Here is a 19,902-nt window from a genome sequence, read left to right as displayed (position 1 = left end):
TGAGAAAGAGGAGAAGTGAGTTGACCCAATCTGAACACTCGAGTTAGAAACGGGGTGACGTGAGCGCGTTAAGGATCAGGGTGTTCACGTTGGCCGGAATGGCTGTTCAACTTCGCCGGAATACGCACAGAGAGCCAAGGCTCTTGCCGAAGAGCAAATGGTACGTCTCAGTGTGACCAAACTGCTTTCAAATCTCGGGCCTGGTGATGTTCCTGAAATTGCTCCCGATGTTCTCGATAGTTTGTTGTCGCTCAAAAGGTCAGTGGAGAGCCAAGACTGTCGGCTGAGTTTATTTGTCCATATGCCAGATGGTACGCATCATGGCGTCAATATTTAATTTTTCATAATCCAACATGGATTAAATGGTTTCATACAGACAGCATCTTACGAAGCAATCCGAGCTATTGCTTCTGAATCTATCTAACAGAATGTGTCATTATTCCTAGACAGACATAGAGGTGTAGCTGGTCTGACGAAGAGCATCAATAGTCGCTGACTCCATCGACACAACAGACATAACACTAACAGCAATGCTGTTAATAATTTCCTCTCTTGGGCCATTGCGCCAAATATCGCTTTGGTAAAAGGCATCAAGAGATTTTTCCCTATGCTCAGGGTTATCAAAGGCTCGAATCAAAACATAGCTGTCTGGATCATGTTGCGACTGACCATAAGTGACTACATCAATTCCTGCGGCCTGATGCAAAGGAACGCTGACACTTCGCATGATCTGATGAAATTCATTACCTGTACTTGGCTGTAAAGTGTACTGGAGAAACTCGACCGTTCTCATTAAAGATCCTTCATATCAACTTAAATAGATACGGATACTGTACATGAGGTTTCTCAAAAATACATTAAAAGGTGAGATGCCCGTAACTAGATTTATCGCGGGGATTTCCGCAGCTTGCGCTGCATGGGGCCACACCCAAGAGAATGCCATCTTATCTGCTCATTCATATGCCTGACGGCACTCATCATGGCGTCAAAATTTAATTTATGTGCTTTATTAGTTCGTCAATAGAGGCTCTAATCCACCAAATTAAAACAACTCCCGCAGGGAGAGTCCAAACAATTTAACAGATAGAGTCTTTTCAGACTCCCATCGTGAAGCCAATATCTCCCCAGCGGATCTGATAGCGTGTACTGCGTCCGCCACCAGGTAATTTCTCAATGCACCCCCTATCCAGCAATTGCGCAAGATGGCGTGTGGCCGTGGGCTTACTGACTCCGGCGACTTTTTGATATTGACTGGCACTGATGCCATTTTCAAAACCCTGTTCGCCGCCATCCAGTAGGCGGTTAATCACTTTGGTTTGCTCTGGGCTCAGGCCGTCATGACAGTGCCGCTGCCAGAAAGATGCCGTGGCAAGGCTACGGGCGATACTTTGTAATGCCAGCTCTATGGAGAAATCCAGTGTGTCGAGAAACCAACAGATCCAGGAGGTAATATCCAACGAGCCCTTCTGCGCTGACTCAAGCGCTCGATAGTAGTCACCCCGCAGCTCTAGAATAGCAACTGGCATGGCATACAGCCGCATGCTGTGGCTGTCAGCCTGTGACAGCGCGAGATCGGTCAGTGCCCGCGCTAACCGCCCATTGCCATCATCAACGGGGTGCAGGGTCAGAAACCAGAGATGGCAAATCGCCGCACGAAGAAGGGGATCTATCGTGGGATCATGCCGAGTCTGGTTAAACCAGAGGGTGAAATCGGCCAGTTGATCGTCCAGAGTTGCTCTGGGCGGTGCCTCAAAATGCACGATGGGGCGATCAACACGCCCAGAGACAACCTGCATCGGCTCATCTCCTCGCAACTGTCCTACATTCACTGGCTGCACCGACCATTCGTTGACGGGGAACAGCCAACGATGCCATTGGTAAAGGCGTTCTATACTCAGTGGTTGTTCATGATTGTCGATGGCATCCAACATCATGGCCGCGAGCCCCTCTGAGCGCTCTGATACTGGATATGACTGAGTTTGTGGCCCACCTAACCGCCGAGCAAGGGAGGAACGCACAGATTGGGCATTGAGGCGTTCGCCTTCGATAGCGGATGAGGAGATGATGTTAGCCAGTAACGTATCTAACGCTTGGTCGGAGTTCCCCAACCTGGAATGACGACCGATTAGAATTCCCTGCCTGCGTTGAACGTGCCGTAATCTGGGCAATATCTCGCTATCCTGCCAACGAAAATGGGGCCAATCTGCTTGTTGCCAAATCCACAATGGTTCCATTATTTCCTCATCCAACATGCTAGGGTCTCAATAATGAGCCGACCCAGCCCATCATTCGGCTCAATGTTTGAGCCGAATATAACACATGCAGCAGAACAGCAGAGCTGGTAATGAGGATGGAGATACAGGCTGAAAATCTCAGACCGGAGCTAATGAAAAACTGGATGTATTGCTGCTGTGTGGCGCTACAGCAACCAGTAGATAGACAAGGCGGGAGCTCGTTTTCGTTTCGAATGCTTTTTGGGAGCTTGCAGCTTGCGCTGCATGAAGCCACGCACACGCAGATGCCCTTAGGTCTGCTCACTCATATGCCTGATGGTACTCGCTATGCCATCACTGTGAATAATTATAGGGAAATTTAGTTTTATCTGGGTGAAGAGATAATTATTTGGCAAATATATCTATGGCAGCAGATCGCGAATGTCACACCCCATAACCCTGGCAAGACGATAAGCCTTTTCCAGGGTGACATTGACCTCACCACGCTCAATTCGTCCTACGTAGCTTCTATCAATTTCGGCCGCATATGCGAGTGCATCTTGCGATACGCCCAATTGAAGCCGTCTATCACGTACAGCATCACCAAATTTTTTTGCTAGCTCTTGCATGTCTCGCCTCTCGCTGGCGAGCACTATCTCTGGTTGTCTGGCTAACGACCACGGATTATAATCCGCAAACGAGTTTAGATTTCCACTAAGTGTTTTCGTTCGAGGCCCAGGATTACTTATGAGCTCCCAGACCGTGTGGTTACCAACCGCGCTCTACACCGCACTCATTCGATGGCAGATGGATGACTTCACTGCGATAGGATTTGTAAATGCCATTTTTGGTGACAAAGCAGAATCGCAGATACGTCAGCGGCGTTATCGTTATACCTTCATTTATCGGCATCTGATCAAGCTCGTAAATAAGGGACTTCTAAAAAGGAAGCATGTTGATGATGGGAAGCGCTGTTCTCATTTCATCAGGACTCCCAAGTTCGATGAAGTGCATTTCAAAGAGGAATTTATTGGGCCTTGTGCGCTTGTAACGGAATCGGGTAAGGAGCGTAAGTCGGAAACGTATGAATCCGTCCTGGAAGGACTGATCGCGAGAGCACAGCACTACCGTAAGGGGTTGCAGGAATGTGATTCAATGCTCGCTGAGTACCAGCAATTAAGAGTGGACTTCTCCATATTGGATCCAGCGATTGAAAGTGCCATCAGCAATACCGTTGCAGAGAAACGCGATTTGCGGGGCAGGCTGGAGGCCGTGGAGAGGCTTTTGAGGGGGTTGATTGCGTTTAGAAGTGCCTCTTGATGAACGGCCAGAATCGATAGACGTGTCTCAGAATCAAAGGGCTAAATAGCTGTTCCGAATAGTAGATCACCGGAGGAAGGGAACTCAGTCCAGTTTGTGCGATCTCATTAGTCGCTAAACAAAACAAGCCACACCCAAAGGACTGAGTTGATGCCTATCCTACCACCTCTGCCACGACCACAACGGCGCCGCATTCACAAAATCATCCATGCCACCCGTGATAAAGGACATGCTCGTCGCTTGATGGCCATCTTGCTGTTACATGAAGGACGCACGATCACCGATGTTCATCACCTTACCGGCGCTGCGCGCTCGACCATCGGTCGTTGGCTTCGGTGGTATCGAGATGAAGGCATAGATGCGCTAGAAGCCTTACCGGCTGGCCGTGCCCCAGTCTTACCTATCGCCAAGATTGTCACCTTACTGGTGCTGCTCATGCAGTTTTCTCCGCAAGATTTTGGTTATCAGCGCAGCCGTTGGTGTACTGAACTATTGGCATATAAAAATCAATCGATTAACAGGGCTCAATGTGGCAGCCTCCACGCTCCGCCGATGGTTACCTCGTATGGGCATTGTCTGGCGCAGGCCCGTGCCGACCTTGCGGATAAAAGACCCAGCCTATCAGGAAAAAATGGCGAATATCGACGCCGCGCTGGCCCGCTGTGATGCCGATAATCCGGTGTTTTATGAGGATGAAGTCGATATAGACCTCAATCCCAAATTAGGAGCCGACTGGATGTTCAGAGCGCAGCAAAAGCGGATTGTCACACCGGGGCAGAATGCCAAGCATTATCTGGCAGGCGTTCTCCACGCAGGCAACGGAAGGGTACTTTACGTCAGCGGGATCTAGAAAAACTCATCGCTGTTTATTGCCATGCTGGAAAAGCTGCGCCACCACTACCGACGAGCCAAAACCATCACGTTGATCCTCGATAACTACATCATTCACAAACCTGATTACCCATGATTAGCAGTCACCACGAGCTATACTGATCTTACGTACAGTTACTGAGGTGCGAGATCATGGCCAAAAGCAAAGTCCAATTCCAGAAAGGCTACAGCCTGTTTGATTTTTTCAAGGACTATGGCACTGAAGCGCAGTGCGAAAACGCGCTGCTTGCTTGGCGTTTTCCGAACGGTTTCATCTGTCCTGAGTGCGCCAACAAGACCTGCTGTCGCCTGAAAAGTCGGCCACGCGTGCTGCAATGCAATAACTGCCGTCACCAGATGTCATTGACTGGAAACACGATTTTTGCAAACACAAAACTCCCACTGACCAAGTGGTTTCTGGCGATGCAGCTGCTGTCACAGACCAAAACTGGCTTGTCAGCGATGGAGCTAAAGCGCCAGTTGGACGTCAAATATGACACCGCCTGGATGCTCAAGCACAAGCTGCTGCAAGCCATGAAAGAGTCCGATGACAAGCAGCCCATCAGCGGCATCATTCAGCTCGATGATGTCTACTGGGGTGGCGAGCACCGTGGTGGCAAACGGGGTCGGGGCGCGGCAGGCAAGACGCCGTTTGTGGCAGCAGTGGCCCTGAACAAGGAAGGACATCCAATCAAGATGCGGATGACGGTGGTCGATGGTTTCAAAACCAAGTCCGTTGCTGATTGGGCAAAACGGCATATTGCCAGTGGTAGCGCGGTGATATCCGATGGATTGGCCTGTTTCAAAGCGGTCAAGGAGGCCAATTGTGAGCACCTGGGTGTTGTCACCGGGGGCAACCTGGACTGGCTGGATCATCCGGCATTCAACTGGGTAAACACGATGATAGGAAATGTGAAAAACTCGCTGCGGGGCAGTTGCCATACGCTCGGAGCGAAGCATTTACCAAGGCATCTTGCGGAATACTGCTTCCGGTTTAATCATCGTTTTGACCTCAAGAGCATGTTGGTTGAATTGGGGCATGCAGTCGTGGCAAGCCCTCCGATGCCATATCGGCTCTTGAAGCTGGCTGAGGGTCATGGGTAATCAGGAAGGTAAATATAAAAATTTGTTACGTGTCAACGCCGACCGAAAACTGATCCACTCTGGCTAATTTCGCCGATTGAAAAGTGATCCACCCGGACATGGGGTTAATTGGTTTCCTGATTACCCATGATTAGCAGTCACCACGAGCTATACTGATCTTACGTACAGTTACTGAGGTACGAGATCATGGCCAAAAGCAAAGTCCAATTCCAGAAAGGCTACAGCCTGTTTGATTTTTATGTTTGTTGAATTGAGGCATGCAGTCGTGGCAAGCCCGCCGATGCCATATCGGCTCTTGAAGCTGGCTGAGGGTCATGGGTAATCAGAAATTTCATTAACAAAGTGCGATCCCGCCCTGGGATGCGCTAGGGGAAGCCGTTTGCATCTGTTTAGGAAAAACCGGGCCCCGCTATCCGCGGGGCCCGGTTTTGATTTAGGCCATCAGCTTTTGCATGGCGCGGTTGAGGTCGACCGCGGTTTGATGCAACTGGTCGCTGGCACCCTGGGTGCGGTGGGCGTTCTCTTCGTTCTCGGTGGCGATGGTTTTGATATCCACCAGGTTGCGGGCGATATCTTCCACCACCAGCGTCTGCTCCTCGGCGGCGGTGGCGATCTGCTGGTTCATGCCGTGGATCTGGCTGATGGAGCTCGTGATGCTCTGCAACTTGCGACCCGCGACCGTCACCTGTTCGATACTCTGCTGGCTGAGTTGCTGGCTACTACCAATCGCCTGTACCGCTTCCTGGGTGCCACGCTGTACCTTGGCGATGATCTGGTTGATTTCCGCCGTAGAGTCCGCCGTGCGCTTGGCCAGGGTACGAACCTCGTCCGCGACCACGGCGAAGCCGCGACCCTGCTCACCGGCCCGCGCCGCTTCAATCGCCGCATTCAAGGCCAGCAGGTTGGTCTGCTCGGCAATGGAACGGATCACCTCCAGCACGGTACTGATGCGGCGGCTATCTTCATCCAGTTGTTTTATAACGCCAGCCGTGTTGTCAATTTCTTTACCCATCTGGGCAATGCCGCCTATGGTGTCCTGCATCACTTGCTCGCCTTCGTGAGCCGTATGGTCCGCCTGATCCGTCGCCTGGGCGGCCGATGCGGCATTCTCCGCGACATTCTGCGCCGTCGCCGACATCTCGTGCATCGCGGTAGCCACCATATCGGTGCGGGAGAATTGATCCTGGGTGCCCTTGGCCATCAACCCTGAGATTTCCTTGAGTTCATGGCTGGCACTATCCAGCTGCTCGCCACTCAACTTGAGCTGGGAAAAGGTCGTCCCCAAGAAATCGCGCAGGGTATTGGCGGCCTTGGCCAGGGCACCTAGTTCATCCTGCCGTTGCAGCGCAAAGGGTCGATCAAACTTGCCATGGCTCAACTGGATAATGAAGTCGGTGAGCGCCTTGATCGGCACCAGCAGTTGGCGATTCACCAACCAGAGACTGAGCACCCCCACCAGTAATGACGCCACAATCAGGAATACCACGCCGAGAATGGCTTGGCTGCGGGTCTCCTCACTAATGGCTTGGGCCTGACGATTGCCTTCTTCATGCAGATGCTTGACCAGAGCCTCCATCTGCTCGCTGGTTGCCCGATCGATACCCTTCACCGCCTGATCCCCCACAGTCGGGTCGCCCTGAGCGGCAACAAACTTCTCTTTGCCCTGACGATAGGCCAGCCCGAGTTTCTGATGTTCATCACTCAGGCTCCGCACCTGGGCAACCAACTCCTGATCCTGCCACTGCCCGGCCAACTGGCTCAGTTGCGCCAGCGTCTGGTTGACCGCACGCTCCTGCTCTTCAAACCGGGTCCAATACTTGGTCAGAGCCTCCGGATCCTTGCCGCGCAGCAGGACATTTTTCCACTCCTGAACCTGGCTCTTGAACTCCAGATTGGCCCGCTCAACCAGCGTCGACTCTTGCAGCGTGCTGTTAACCAGGGATTGATAATCTTCGACCCCGTGCTCCAGCAGACGGAAACATAACAACGAGATGATGACGAGAAGAAGAATACTTCCGCCCAACAACGCCAGTAACTGTGCTCTCAACGAACCTTGTATGGACATACTTGCCCCTTCATGACCTGAATCTGTACCTATATAGCGCCCCATGGAGCCTGACACCGTAATGGTGTCGTCACCGGGGGCGGCGTAGCATACACCGTAAGCGCCGTTAAATCGACCTACTTGCCTTCGTTGTATTGCACCACTTTTTTTGAAATCGGCTCCAGCGCCACATTCCACGGTAGCAGCGCTTCCAGCTTTTCCAGGCTGTCCGCTTCGCCGATCCGCGCAGCACATAATTGATATACGCTGACGGCTCCAGTTGATTGGCTTTGGCGGTCTCCAGCAACGAGTAATATGACACCGCCTGGATGCTCAAGCACAAGCTGCTGCAAGCCATGAAAGAGTCCGATGACAAGCAGCCCATCAGCGGCATCATTCAGCTCGATGATGTCTACTGAGGTGGCGAGCGCCGTGGTGGCAAACGGGGTCGGGGCGTGGCAGGCAAGACGCCGTTTGTGGCAGCAGTGGCCCTGAACAAGGGAGGGCATCCAATCAAGATGCGGATGACGGTGGTCGATGGTTTCAAAACGTCATTGCTGATTGGGCAAAACGGCATATTGCCAGTGGTAGCGCGGTGATATCCGATGGATTGGCCTGTTTCAAAGTGGTCAAGGAGGCCAATTGTGAGCACCTGGGTGTTGTCACCGGGGGCAACCTGGACTGGCTGGATCATCCGGCATTCAACTGGGTAAACACGATGATAGGAAATGTGAAAAACTCGCTGCGGGGCAGTTGCCATACGCTCGGAGCGAAGCATTTACCAAGGCATCTTGCGGAATACTGCTTCCGGTTTAATCATCGTTTTGACCTCAAGAGCATGTTGGTTGAATTGGGGCATGCAGTCGTGGCAAGCCCTCCGATGCCATATCGGCTCTTGAAGCTGGCTGAGGGTCATGGGTAATCAGGATTGGTTTTGGGTGTGGCCCCCGCTTTGCGTTTCTCTTTCAAACGATAGCTTTCACCGCTGATCTGAACGATGTGTGCATGATGTAACAGTCTATCGAGCATAGCTGCCGTCAGTGTCTGATCATCGGCAAAGGTGCTGGCCCACTGGCTAAAGGGCAGATTGCTCGTCAAGATCAGGCTCCCTTTCTCATAACGTTTGGCGATCACATTGAAAAACAGGTTTGCTTCCTCACGCCCAAACGGCAAGTAGCCTATCTCATCGATCACCAGTAAACGCGGCCCCATCACGACACGGCTGAAGTAGGCTTTAAGCCGCTCCTGTCGTTGAGCTGCTTGCAGCTGCAACATCAGGTCTGCTGCGCTGATAAATCTGGTCTTGATGCCAGCCATCAGAGCCCGATAGGCCAGTGCGATGGCAAGATGCGTCTTGCCCACTCCGCTTGGGCCCAGCAGCACTATGTTTTCGCTACGCTCTATAAAAGCTAGGCTGGCCAACTCCTGCAACTGGCTGCGAGGTGCGCCACTGGCAAAGCCGAAGCCAACTTATTGATTACAATTAAAAACTGAATGGTAATCTGAAAATTAAACCATGTTCATAGTCAGAAGTCCGATACCTCCAGCCAACACCAATATACCTAAAACAACTATGGCTCGTAGCCCACTTATCGATCTTTTCTGAGACTCCGCCACAGCCTCTAACTTACTGTTCAATTCGCCAAATTGTTTAGCAATGCAGCTATCAATTGCTGCGCGGCCTTGTTCAAACTGATCAGGTGTTACGAACGTCAAGGCTGCTACGTCACGCCTTAGTTTAAACTGTTCATCTTTGATCTGGCCTAGAAGGTCATTAAGTGACGTCAGGCGACCTTCAAACTCTTCAAATTTATTCGAGTTCTTCGTAACCCATTCACCCTGTTCAGTAGCTAGATTTGCGAGGGTTGATTTCGCAGCCTCTATCTCTGTTCTTGCATCGTTAACTGCGCTTAACAGGCCATTAAACTCTGCCACTTGCTCCGATTGCTCTTCGAGTGAATCGATTACTCGGTGTAGTTTCTGTATGTCATTCACCAATTAATCCCCTTGTATTGGCTGGTAAGTTTTTCAAGCCTATTTGCTAGTGGAGCTAACAAAGTGTGATAGGAGAACGGATCCCCTAGCTCTTCATTTACCTCCCCAAGAACATCCAAATCATCAAATTTCTCATGGACCAAACGAGCAAAGCGGCTTCGCGCATTTTCAGAGAACATTGGCTTTAGCTGCATAGTTTTTCGGACCAGCTCTAGTGCTTCATCCCTATTATCACTAATCAATCGATCAAAAGACGCTGCCATTCTTCGCTCTCCATCTGCATCATCAAACTCATCGGAAGCTAGTCGCAGTACACCGCTCAAGTAGTTCAAGAATGCATTATCTTTGTATGACTCTAGGAATCGAGAAAGTTGACCTCGTAGGAGCGTCATCTTCTCGCTGCCTACTAGATGTTCCGTGCGCTCTTCTTCATCAGTTTCAAAAAATACTGATGGCCATATCTTCGCCGACACAGAATTCTCAGCCATATTGAGCAGAAGTTGGCTCGACTTGTCGTGCCTGAAATAACCCTCTAGCTTCTCCTTAAATTCTTTGTCGTCCATCCTGCCTTCAGCGAATAAACTACATTGTTCATAAACGTTCTTCTGTGACTGGCGACGGTTGTAGACAAAATGGTCATAGGACCAGAGTAAAAGAACAAGAAAGATAAATTGCGATTTATCGATAGACCCTTTTCTTAACTTGTCGCAGAGAATTTTGTAGTACTGGTTATCACTACTGAACACATCCGCGAGTTTGAACTCAGGATCATACTTTCTGACGGTATGCTCAATTTTATTTTCAAGACCTTCTTCCGATAGGCACTGGAACTCGACATAGAGCGTGCCATTAAAAAAGTCTTCGATTACCCAGTCAGAAACAATACCTAATTGAGAAAGACGGTAGATAGCCTTTTCCAATTTATACTTTTCCGTACCAAACTGCCTGGCAGTAATGGTCACCGTGTTGTGTTCCTGATTGTACTTAAAGAATTCGTATACGTTTGCCATCAACTTGAACTCATCATTGATTGTGTCCAAGCTGTTTGTCATCAGGAACAGATTTGTGTTCAGGTCGCTATCTCGACTCAATAACTTCACGTACTCCTTCAGATCTTTGACGTTCGTACTAGCGTCCCAAATCTTGTCGAGAATAGCTGAATTGGGCTCTTTTGTGAGAAGCACATAGCAATCTGCGGGTACTTCCTTGAATAATTTTTTATCTCGCCCTGCCCTGCCTGCTTCCTGATACAAGGCTTCCATCGACCCAGGTATTCCGAAGTGAACCGTATAGGCAATATTCCCCTTATTCACGCCCATTCCGAATGCCTTAGTAGCAGTAAGTAGGCGGTATTTATTTTCTTTAAAATCGTCTTGAACTTGGCGCTTATATCTATCGAAAGCCTCTCCCTGTAATACCCCCATTTTCGGAGCAGACCCCGAAAAATATCTAACATCCATATTCAAGAGTGTTGAAATTCGGCCCGCTAAGCTATGACAACCCTTAGACCCGTTGACGGTGGCAGTGAATATGATTCCCGCCTTATTGCCATATTCCCCGTCGGAATTCCATTTACGCTCCATTTCAGAAACAAGTTCGACGGCTGCATCAACTTTGCGGCCTTTATCGTCGATAACGTGGAATGAGAGTTCCTCGCGAGTGAAGTCCATGGGTGTGCGGACAAAATCATCGGGGATATCAAACTCTGTTTGAATATCCTTTAGGACGTTAACTGATGCGGTTGCAGTTAGGCCTATATAAATTGCACTGGGAGCAAACCGTCCAATTGTATTTGCCAGGTTAAGATAAGACGTCCTGAAATCATGCCCCCACTCAGACAAACAGTGAGCTTCATCGATCACCGCGTAGGCAAATGAGAGATCTAGTCCGATAGCCAACATCTCTTTTCTAAACGCATGGGTTTGGAATCGCTCAGGCGATATGAAAACGAAGAAGTACTTACCACGTCCGAAATCGCTCTGAACTTTGGCCTTCTCTCCTGCCTTCAAATCACTAGTAATAAAATTGCTTCGAGTGAAGCCGATGCTATCCAAATCGGCTTTCTGGTCATACATCAAACTCTTTATCGGACACACGACAAAGCTAACAGCTGGTTGCAGAACCGCAGACAGCTGGTAGCAAATCGACTTACCCGAACCTGTAGGCAACAATCCTATTGTGCCGTTTCTCGAAAGTGCAGATCCTATGATACCAACCTGCCCTTCCCTGAAATCTACATCCTCTAGGTATGGTAGAAACAGGTTGCTGAGGAAGTATCTCAGAGACTCTCGCTGCTCGCTGCCTGGGCTAAGATCTAGCTTGTAGGCAATGGGATCACTGCATGAAAGCTCGAAGAAGTCATAGTCAATTAATTGACTGGTTTCTATTGAAACAGCATCAGAATCTTCGAAGTATCGATAGAAATCGAAGTAATCCGTACGTGAATATATGACGTCTTTGTTAACTTGAAAGGAATCGTCATAACGCTCCAGTATGCTGAAGTCGATGAATATATTTTCACCAGACCGTTCGCTCGGAAGCTCATCTGATTCGATCAGCGCTACTTCAATTCGCCTTTCTTCAATACCAATGAGACGCAAGAGATTCGATAACAAATCGTTCAGGTCGTCTAGTGCCGCTTCAGCAAAATCTGTGCCATCACGATTGACTATGAATAGTTTTTTCAACTCTCCTAGTCTGATCTGACCGCGTTCAAGAAGCTCCAATAACAGTAACTGGAAACGCAACGCCGAGGTCAGCCTCAATCGTGGGTCGGTAACATCAGCTCCATTTTCATAAACCTCTTGGTAATTCAATAAAGAAATACCATTAGGAGGCGTTAGGACACCGTCACGCTCTAGGCCATCTACGATCTGAATGTGAGAAATAATCGAATTTATCTTACTGATAAATGACTGGTTCTCAGATGCCAGTTCTTGAACAGTGAACCGAACAGTCTTCAGTCCCTGGGTTTCAGTAAACAAATCCCTCATCTCATCTAACTGCTGAGAATTTTGGTGTTGCTGACCGTCTATCTCAATAATTAAACCAACTTGAGGAATGTAAAAATCTACCTGTCGGTTCTGGAATTGTTCAACGTAGACCTGAGTCATATCGTAAATCTGGACTTCAGGGAGCATTAGCTGTTTTACAAAAATGTACTTACCGAAATACTTCGGAATCAGCTCATCAAAAAACCTTTTCGCTGGGTAGCTTCCAGACTGTTTGTTGCCTCGAATTAATCTGTTCCAAAAAACTGACTTATCTGACAAAAGAGCCTGAGCTGGTGTATTAAGAGCGCTCTGTTCCAGCTCAATGCCAAATGCTTTCCTCAGTTTTCGCGAGGCTATTGTAGGCTTCCCTCTCTGAAGTATGTTTTTAAGAACTTGAATTGCTCCAAATAGCTGACCAGACGCCACTTCAGACGAGATAGAATAGTTGAGAAGATTATGGAAAATGAAGTTATGGTTGGTTCTCGCGTAGTTAGCAGAAAACTTCTTGCTTACAAGCCTACGACTAGACTTCGGCCTGACATATCCAGATAGTTCACTTTCATCCGCCAGCGAGTCGATGATTGGGTTGTACAAATCTGAAAATAGTTGGTTATTGTGCTGTTGTTCAATGCTGTCAGTACTTAGCTCTAATCTATAGAGAGTTTTGACCAACGTAAAAATGTAAATACTTGAATTCGGGAAAGCTTGAGATAGACAGCGTGTTATCTCATCAGTTGTAGCCCCCGAAGTTAATACGTCGTCAACGATAAGAAATGTCGGATTTGAATTCGCTTCTATTGAATCAACTTCGGCTTTATAGGCCCCTCCGACCTGCTGTCGTCTTTGTACTGCACTGCAATTAGTCGATTTAACTAATACGTGCTTTTTCTCTAATATCTTAGGTTGGTAAGTAGCCCCTAAAGCAACAGCCAGCGACTTGCCCAAGGTATCTAATGCTTTATCGCCATCTTCAGCCCTAAGCTCAGCGTGACCTAACGCTCGAACAACAATATCTATAACTGGAAATGAAGGAGCTAGCTCAACAGTCTTGTTAACCCAGCGGCGTACAGAAGGATTCTTGTTATCTTTGAAAGACCAAACTTCCTGTTTGACACCATCTAAATAGAATCCCAGATGAAGTTTATTTCCAGATTGTATTAACTCAGAACGTCCCGTTGTTGCGGAACTCGGTGTCGAGTTTTTTCCAATAAGCTCGGAGAGATTGCTTACTCCCTTATGTGACGAATCGATCTCCGAGGCAGAACCCCAATCTACTGAGAAAAACTCAACTCCTGCATTGAAAGCAGCGTCTCGATCTAGGTTGCTATCTCCTAAATAAATTGACTCGTCGGCGCTAACACCGAAATACTCGAGAATACGAGTAACGCCCTCATGGCTCGGCTTATGCTGCGTTACATCATGGTAGGCTACTACATAATCAACAGAGATACTGAAGTGTTTGAGTAGACCCTGAACGTAATTCGAAGGCGCATTCGAGAAGATAGCAACCTTGATTCCAACTGACCGAGCCGTTGTAACAAGGCCGACAACGCCCTGATAAACGGCACAACCATTAAAGTACCTGTGTATGTCTCTCCATCGGCCAGCTGACCGAAATGGTTCGAGGCTTGATGTATCAATAAGCGTGTCATCAAGATCGAGGACGATGACCTTTATCACAGCAGGCCACCGTTTGATTTCAACGATCTAAATGAACTCGCGATGTCTTTTAATTGAAGCTGAATATCTTCATAAGATTCGCTCGTGTAGGGTATCGCCTTTCCTTCGTTAACTAGATGTTGCGTTCCTGAAATTGCCTTGATAGTAAGATCTGGATACCTAGCTTTCTGTGCGTCAGGAACGAAGACAGGACGCTCCATAGAGAGAGCAGATTTGACTGCGTGCATCGTCCCACCATCTATCGAAGTTTCAATAGCAAAGACGGCAGTAGATAAACCTGCTTGTATCCTGTCTCGCTTAGCAAAGAACGCAGGTATTGCTTTGGTTCCTGGAGCATTCTCCGCAACTAGAAGTCCATCCGTATCCAAAATTTCCTGAGCGAGTTCTCGATTACTTGTGGGAGAAATAGAATCCACATCGACAAGAACAGAAATCGTTGAGGTTTTGGCGTCTAATGCAGCGCGATGAGCAATTGTATCGATACCCAGTGCAAGTCCACTGACTATCGTGAAACCATAAGTCGCAAACTTTTGAATAGTTTTAATCGTTATGGTTTCACCCTTGGGGGTGTTTTCACGAGTTCCTACAACAGCTATAGAAAGCCTATTCTCTAAGAGCTTCAGATTGCCTTTGCAGTAAAGAAAGGGAGGAGGTTTCGGGAGATTGTATAACGAGATTGGATAGGTTTTCGAACCGAAGAGAACAATCTCAACTCCTTTATTTTTGAACGAATCAATCTCAGCTTGTACTTCGTCCCTGAGAGCCTGGAAGTTCGCAGCGTTGAAGAAACTTTCGAGAGCTGCTCGAGATTTAACATTTGAGATTTTTAGATTGGAGGAATGGTGTACCAGTTCTTCGAGCGTTGACACTCCGCTATACGCTGAAAACTTTAAGATCGACAGAACCGTTTCATCACCAACGCTCATTAATTTCTTAAGAACAAGAGCATCTACAATGTTCACATCCCCCCCCAAAAAACGACCGTTTTTAGTCCATTATTCGTACAGACTAATTGTATTCTACCGAGAAAACAACATAAACTAACCTGATTTCCCATGACCCTCAGCCAGCTTCAAGAGCCGATATGGCATCGGACTAGCTCCAAGTCGAGCCGGATGGGCATACTCTTTATGCAGAATTTGAAATGTATATACTGAGCGACTCGGATAGGGGCTTGAGACAATCCGAGTCGCTCATACTGGGCCTTTATAGAGGATAGAGTGTGTAATGAGTAAACCATTTAGTTCCGGTAGCGTTACAGTTCAACCATCTCGTGGCCTGTGGCAGGCAAGCTACTTAGGGCAGAAAGTCCCATAGCGAAGCGCGGTTTGGATCAATGGCAGAGACCCTTGCTCACCGGGCTTTGTTAAAATTGCAGGCTGGTAACTCTGACCCTGTGTCCGACGATCTGCAATTTAAGCTGCCATGGCGAATGCTGGATGCTGCCAGGCAATTGGGGCTCTCATTGGGCCAACTGCGGCAGTGGATGCTAACTGGAATGCTCAACGGACATGAGATTAAACCACCAATGCGTGATGTGAAAGGCGTTGACCGAATCACCGGTTGCGAATTAATGATGGCGCAAGAGCGCCTTGCTGAGTGCAAATCCGGGTTGTCACTTTGCAATGGGTAATTCGTCTAATGCCGTGGTATAGCGGGGACTGAGTTTTTCACGCCTCATAATCCAATCACTGTTGTCTCTCCCACGAGCTCCAAAATGAATTTTTCCTAATCGTCCCTGGTTGATTCGGTCGATCATCTGCATTAGGTCCTGGCTGCGGGGCTTATGTTGATGATGGTCGAACAAATCTCCCTGCTGGCTGCCGATAGGAGTGAAGTCGGCTAGCATCACGCCCCCTTTTTGGTAGCGGTGCCCATCCCGCCAGATATGAGAGAGCTGTGAGTGGATCACTCCCAGCAGCTCCCTAGTATCGTTGGTAGGCACAGCCAGCTTGGTGCTCACGTGGTTGCCGTAGTAGGGCTCTTTGTCATTGAAGGGGGTGGTACGAATGAATAGGGTGACATGGCGACAGCACATTCCCTCTGCCCGGAGTTTTTCAGCTGCACGTTCCATATATCCTGCGAGGGCTTGATGCATGGAATTCATGTGTGTGATCCGTTCACCGAATGATCGGGAGCAGATGATCTGCTGTTTGGCTTGTGTGTCCTGCTCTAGGCTGGCGCATGGATAGCCGCGTAGCTCTAGCACGGTTCGCTCAACAACGACCCCATAACGATGCCGTAGGTTTTTACCATCGACAGCGACTAGGTCCGCCACACTATTGATCCCGTGCGCTTCGAGCCTGGTGGTCAGTTTTCTACCTATTCCCCATATTTCCCCGACCGGAGTGATAGCCATCAAACGCGCTCGACGTGCCTCATCACGCAAATCAACCACTCCACCAGTCGCAGGCCACTTCTTCGCGGCGTAGTTTGCCAGCTTGGCGAGTGTTTTGGTTGGCCCGACCCCGACGCCGACTGTGAGTCCAGTCCATTGCTGTATTCGTTCACGGATCTGACGACCATATGCTGTTAGGTCTCCCGCCCAGGATTCGTTCAGTTCAACAAACGCTTCATCAACACTGTACACCTCGACAGTTGGCACCATGCCTTCCAGCGTGGTCATTACGCGCTGTGACATATCACCATAGAGGGCGTAGTTGCTCGAGAACCAAACACCGCCTACGGCCTCGAAGAACTGACGGATCTGGAAGTAGGGAACACCCATCTTGATGCCAAGCGCCTTGGCTTCTGCCGAGCGAGCCACAACGCAGCCGTCGTTGTTCGATAGCACCACGATCGGGCGCCCCTTGAGGTCTGGCCTAAACAGGCGCTCGCAGGACGCATAGAAGTTGTTCACATCGACGAGGGCAATGGCGTTGGGCATGGTTTAGCCTAGTTTGGTCTTGTGGAGTACATAGGTTACGACGCCAAAAATCTCTAGTTCTTGCCCGTCCAATAGATGGATGGGCTGGAAATCCGGATTGGCGGGTAGCAGGGCAGGGAACGGGCGTTCTTGCAGCTGTTTGACAGTGAATTCTCCATCAAGGCAGGCTAGAACGATAGCGCCGTGGCGGGCCTTGAGCGCCCTATCTACGATCAAAAGATCCCCGTCATTGATGCCCTTTTCCACCATGCTTTGGCCACTGGCCCTGACATAGAAGGTGGCAGCGGGATGCTCAATACAGATCTGGTTCAGATCTATGGTTTGCTCAATATAGTCCTGTGCTGGGCTAGGAAAGCCGCAAACCACAGGGGACAGAAAAAGCGGCAGCTCTAGAGCGTCCGGGGTTGGATGTGGGATGGCGAACATGGTGGCTCACTGGTTACTGTTTTTATATACAGTATAGCCGTATTGCATAACGTGTGCATCCGGTGTCAGTTGACATACCGGGCCCATTAGCTATGTTCGGTTCACATGGTACTGTGTTCATAGGACGCGTGATGGAATCAACAGTTTTTAGGTGTGGTCGTGGCCAGGGGGTATACCTGCCCGAGGCAGTGGCCCTGCCAGATGATGTCACGCATGTTGAGATCGTCGTGGTTGGTCGTACTCGCATAATCACACCTGTAGGTGAGTCCTGGGATAGGTGGTTTGATGAGCCTTGTATGAGCGCCGACTTCATGGCCGAACGTGAGCAGCCAACCGCCCAGGAGCGAGAGAAACTCTGAGGTTGGTCCAGCAGGGTAACTGAGTTGCGTAGCTGAGAGGGATTGTTTTTATATATATAGATAAAGCGTATCCCTCTCACCTGAAAAGGTGAATAGCTATGGCTATCATTCTCGCGTAGCGAGGATTGTTCATAGATCTGTCGGTACTCGCCCCCCAGGCAGGATAGCTCAGTAGCCATTTTTCTAGGTTGCACCACTGGTCGTGGTGCATGTGATCCAGTTATCTACCCGTGGTTTCCATTGGACCATTCGTTGAAGGTGTTTTGGTGGCACTAGAGCTGAGGTGCACAGCTGAGAGGGATTGTTTTTATATATATAGATAAAGCGCACCCCTCTCACCTAACAGGTAACGATGTGGCTACATCATTCTCGCATAGCGAGGATTGTCCATAGAGCTGTCGGCGCTTGCTCTCCCTGGTAGACAGGATAGCTCGATAGCAATTTTTTATGTTGCACCACTGGCGTGGTGCATCTCATCCAGTTAGTTATCTGGCCAAGTATTCCACCAGGAACTTGTCAAATGGGGTATTCAACTTGTTGAAATCCCCGGACTACCTGGCACATGTCGAGCACTATCATGGCTGTGCGCACCTGCATAGGAACAACCTCAACACTGGCTGACGAAAACTGTACTAGCATCATTCGTTTCCATTTCATAAGGTCTTATAGCCGTAGCTCCACAACAAAGACCTATCTGTAGCATGGAAGTAACAATGGAAAGAATTTCACTGCATTCGTTAATTCAGAGAACTATGTGTATGTTGGGGTTCTCATTAGAAAGTATGGCTGATCGGGTATCAGCACTAATCTGGCTTGGTGATAATATCGGTGAACAATGGCCATATTATATTGATGACTCAACAATAGGGTTTAATGATTGGAAATTCATACGCGATGCTGACTCAGGAGAAATCGTATTTAGTAATATGCAAGTCCCTGCTATTAGTAAACATGAGTTGGTAGAGGTCTATCAGGATGATTTTTCTGCAAACAATAATACAACTATGGAATAGTTGATATGAATGTATACCTCAAAAATGATTCATTAGAAATGGAACCACTAACAGATGAAGAGCGGATAGGGGCAGCTCGAGATCCATTGACTACGCCTGAGCAGTTAAACAAGCTATCAATGGATGATGATTCATGTGTTCGTTACTACGTCGCTGGAAATCCTGCAACTCCTATTGAGGCCATTACTCGACTAGCTCACGATGATGACGAGGATGTGAGTGAATTAGCTATCAGCAGTACTGTCATTCAACCTGGCACTCTCAGTGAATTATCGACTCATACTAATGTTGTACAGAGAGTTGCCGTAGCTAGACATCCGTTAACCCCCACAATAGTACTCAATTCATTGTCCACAGATGCTGATAGACATGTCCGTGCAAATGTGGCTCGTAATCCCTCAACCCCCTTATCCGTATTAAACGCGTTATCTCTGGATGAAGCAGAAGATGTCCGTGTCGGTATTGCTGGTAACCCGAAGGTTTCTCAAGCGTTATTGATACAATTGCTTGAGCGGACAAACTACGATGATATAAGAGTTTTGGCTGCGGCAGCCGGTAATCGAGCATTGCCATCAAGGATGTTGATTCAATTTGTTTCTGATGACCGTCCTTTAATCCGTATGTCAGCGGCGAGTAATCCGCTACTACAACCTGAACAGATGAACGAGTTACTTTTTGATAGTGATGAGTATGTGCGCAAGGCTTTGATGCGAAACCCTGCCTTGCCAGGCTCATTGAGCATGTGTTGCGTGGATGATCTGCTTTAAATCTATAATAAATGTTACAGAGCTCATACTTATGCTGAAATGTAATTAAAGAACCTGATTACCCATGACCCTCAGCCAGCTTCAAGAGCCGATATGGCATCGGAGGGCTTGCCACGACTGCATGCCCCAATTCAACAAACATACTCTTGAGGTCAAAACGATGATTAAACCGGAAGCAGTATTCAGCAAGATGCCTTGGTAAATGCTTCGCTCCGAGCTTATGACAACTGC

The 19,902-nt window shown here is 48.6% G+C and carries 15 protein-coding genes and 6 pseudogenes; 8 read left to right on the top strand and 13 right to left on the bottom strand.

Annotation, left to right across the window (positions count from 1 at the left end):
* Positions 1-442: 442 nt before the first annotated feature.
* From C3418_RS17705 to C3418_RS17690, 4 genes and pseudogenes are all read right to left on the bottom strand, one after another.
* Positions 443-793: an NIPSNAP family protein gene (locus C3418_RS17705; protein ID WP_080741060.1), complete on the bottom strand. Its 351-nt coding sequence runs from the start codon at positions 791-793 to the stop codon at positions 443-445.
* Positions 794-1,094: 301 nt separating this feature from the next.
* Entirely contained in the window at positions 1,095-1,934 is an 840-nt protein-coding gene (locus C3418_RS17700; RefSeq protein WP_223924754.1) for a Fic family protein, read from the bottom strand.
* Positions 1,935-2,000: 66 nt separating this feature from the next.
* Positions 2,001-2,234: pseudogene (locus C3418_RS24815) on the bottom strand (DUF4172 domain-containing protein); the annotation flags it as partial.
* Between the two features lie 401 nt (positions 2,235-2,635).
* Positions 2,636-2,842 (bottom strand): helix-turn-helix domain-containing protein, encoded by a 207-nt coding sequence (locus C3418_RS17690; RefSeq protein ID WP_005895552.1) that lies wholly within the window; start codon positions 2,840-2,842, stop codon positions 2,636-2,638.
* 118 nt (positions 2,843-2,960) lie between these two features.
* Here C3418_RS17690 and C3418_RS17685 point away from each other — a divergent pair, with 118 nt between their 5' ends.
* The 3 genes and pseudogenes from C3418_RS17685 (at position 2,961) to C3418_RS17675 (ending at position 5,507) form a co-directional block, all read left to right on the top strand.
* Complete coding sequence (locus C3418_RS17685) at positions 2,961-3,533, top strand: hypothetical protein (RefSeq protein WP_005895555.1); 573 nt, start codon at positions 2,961-2,963, stop codon at positions 3,531-3,533.
* A 150-nt stretch (positions 3,534-3,683) separates the two neighbouring features.
* Positions 3,684-4,485 (top strand): annotated as a pseudogene (locus tag C3418_RS17680) (IS630-like element ISAhy2 family transposase); the annotation flags it as partial.
* Between the two features lie 71 nt (positions 4,486-4,556).
* Positions 4,557-5,507 (top strand): IS1595 family transposase, encoded by a 951-nt coding sequence (locus tag C3418_RS17675; protein WP_103261612.1) that lies wholly within the window; start codon positions 4,557-4,559, stop codon positions 5,505-5,507.
* A 433-nt stretch (positions 5,508-5,940) separates the two neighbouring features.
* Here C3418_RS17675 and C3418_RS17670 read toward each other — a convergent pair whose 3' ends face one another.
* Both C3418_RS17670 and C3418_RS17665 read right to left on the bottom strand, forming a co-directional pair.
* Positions 5,941-7,572, bottom strand: a complete 1,632-nt coding sequence (locus C3418_RS17670) for a methyl-accepting chemotaxis protein (RefSeq protein WP_103261767.1) — start codon at positions 7,570-7,572, stop codon at positions 5,941-5,943.
* A 116-nt stretch (positions 7,573-7,688) separates the two neighbouring features.
* Positions 7,689-7,864 (bottom strand): annotated as a pseudogene (locus C3418_RS17665) (transposase domain-containing protein); the annotation flags it as partial.
* A gap of 1 nt (position 7,865) precedes the next feature.
* Between C3418_RS17665 and C3418_RS17660 the strand changes: the two are divergent.
* Positions 7,866-8,473, top strand: a pseudogene (locus C3418_RS17660) (IS1595 family transposase); the annotation flags it as partial.
* On the opposite strand, the pseudogene istB reads toward C3418_RS17660, so the two are convergent.
* The 4 genes and pseudogenes from istB to C3418_RS17640 all read right to left on the bottom strand — a co-directional run.
* Positions 8,464-9,015 (bottom strand): annotated as a pseudogene (gene istB, locus C3418_RS17655) (IS21-like element ISAeme17 family helper ATPase IstB); the annotation flags it as partial. The pseudogenes C3418_RS17660 and istB overlap by 10 nt on opposite strands.
* 45 nt (positions 9,016-9,060) lie before the next feature.
* Positions 9,061-9,546: a hypothetical protein gene (locus tag C3418_RS17650; RefSeq protein WP_103858981.1), complete on the bottom strand. Its 486-nt coding sequence runs from the start codon at positions 9,544-9,546 to the stop codon at positions 9,061-9,063.
* Positions 9,543-14,219 carry a RecQ family ATP-dependent DNA helicase gene (locus C3418_RS17645; RefSeq protein WP_075114261.1) on the bottom strand — a complete coding sequence of 1,559 codons (4,677 nt, stop codon included), beginning with the start codon at positions 14,217-14,219 and terminating at the stop codon, positions 9,543-9,545. Before C3418_RS17645 ends, C3418_RS17650 begins: the two co-directional genes overlap by 4 nt.
* Positions 14,216-15,181, bottom strand: a complete 966-nt coding sequence (locus C3418_RS17640; protein ID WP_197930941.1) for a DNA-processing protein DprA — start codon at positions 15,179-15,181, stop codon at positions 14,216-14,218. Before C3418_RS17640 ends, C3418_RS17645 begins: the two co-directional genes overlap by 4 nt.
* Before the next feature lie 374 nt (positions 15,182-15,555).
* Between C3418_RS17640 and C3418_RS17635 the strand changes: the two genes are divergently transcribed.
* Entirely contained in the window at positions 15,556-15,852 is a 297-nt protein-coding gene (locus C3418_RS17635; RefSeq protein WP_197930939.1) for a hypothetical protein, read from the top strand.
* On the opposite strand, the gene umuC is transcribed toward C3418_RS17635, so the two are convergent.
* A complete protein-coding gene (gene umuC, locus C3418_RS17630; protein WP_103858979.1) occupies positions 15,835-17,106 on the bottom strand; it encodes a translesion error-prone DNA polymerase V subunit UmuC in 1,272 nt (423 codons plus the stop codon). The two genes, C3418_RS17635 and umuC, sit on opposite strands and share 18 nt — an antisense overlap.
* Positions 17,107-17,109: 3 nt before the next feature.
* The gene (gene umuD, locus C3418_RS17625; protein ID WP_103858978.1) at positions 17,110-17,532 is read right to left on the bottom strand and encodes a translesion error-prone DNA polymerase V autoproteolytic subunit; all 423 of its coding nucleotides are present in this window, start codon (positions 17,530-17,532) and stop codon (positions 17,110-17,112) included.
* Between the two features lie 92 nt (positions 17,533-17,624).
* On the opposite strand from umuD, the gene vapB reads away from it, so the two are divergent.
* The 3 genes from vapB (at position 17,625) to C3418_RS24150 (ending at position 19,671) form a co-directional block, all read left to right on the top strand.
* Entirely contained in the window at positions 17,625-17,891 is a 267-nt protein-coding gene (vapB, locus tag C3418_RS17620) for a type II toxin-antitoxin system VapB family antitoxin (protein WP_308457648.1), read from the top strand.
* 713 nt (positions 17,892-18,604) lie between these two features.
* On the top strand, positions 18,605-18,904 hold the full coding sequence (locus C3418_RS24155; RefSeq protein ID WP_146054124.1) for a hypothetical protein: 300 nt from the start codon (positions 18,605-18,607) through the stop codon (positions 18,902-18,904).
* 5 nt (positions 18,905-18,909) lie between these two features.
* Positions 18,910-19,671: a hypothetical protein gene (locus tag C3418_RS24150; protein ID WP_146054123.1), complete on the top strand. Its 762-nt coding sequence runs from the start codon at positions 18,910-18,912 to the stop codon at positions 19,669-19,671.
* A gap of 58 nt (positions 19,672-19,729) precedes the next feature.
* Here C3418_RS24150 and C3418_RS17615 read toward each other — a convergent pair.
* A pseudogene (locus C3418_RS17615) lies at positions 19,730-19,902 on the bottom strand (IS1595 family transposase); the annotation flags it as partial.

The sequence above is a fragment of the Aeromonas sp. ASNIH8 genome, assembly GCF_002919855.1.
Lineage (GTDB): Bacteria > Pseudomonadota > Gammaproteobacteria > Enterobacterales > Aeromonadaceae > Aeromonas > Aeromonas caviae.
The sequence above is the reverse complement of the archived record's forward strand: the minus strand, read 5'-3'. Positions and strand labels throughout refer to the sequence as shown.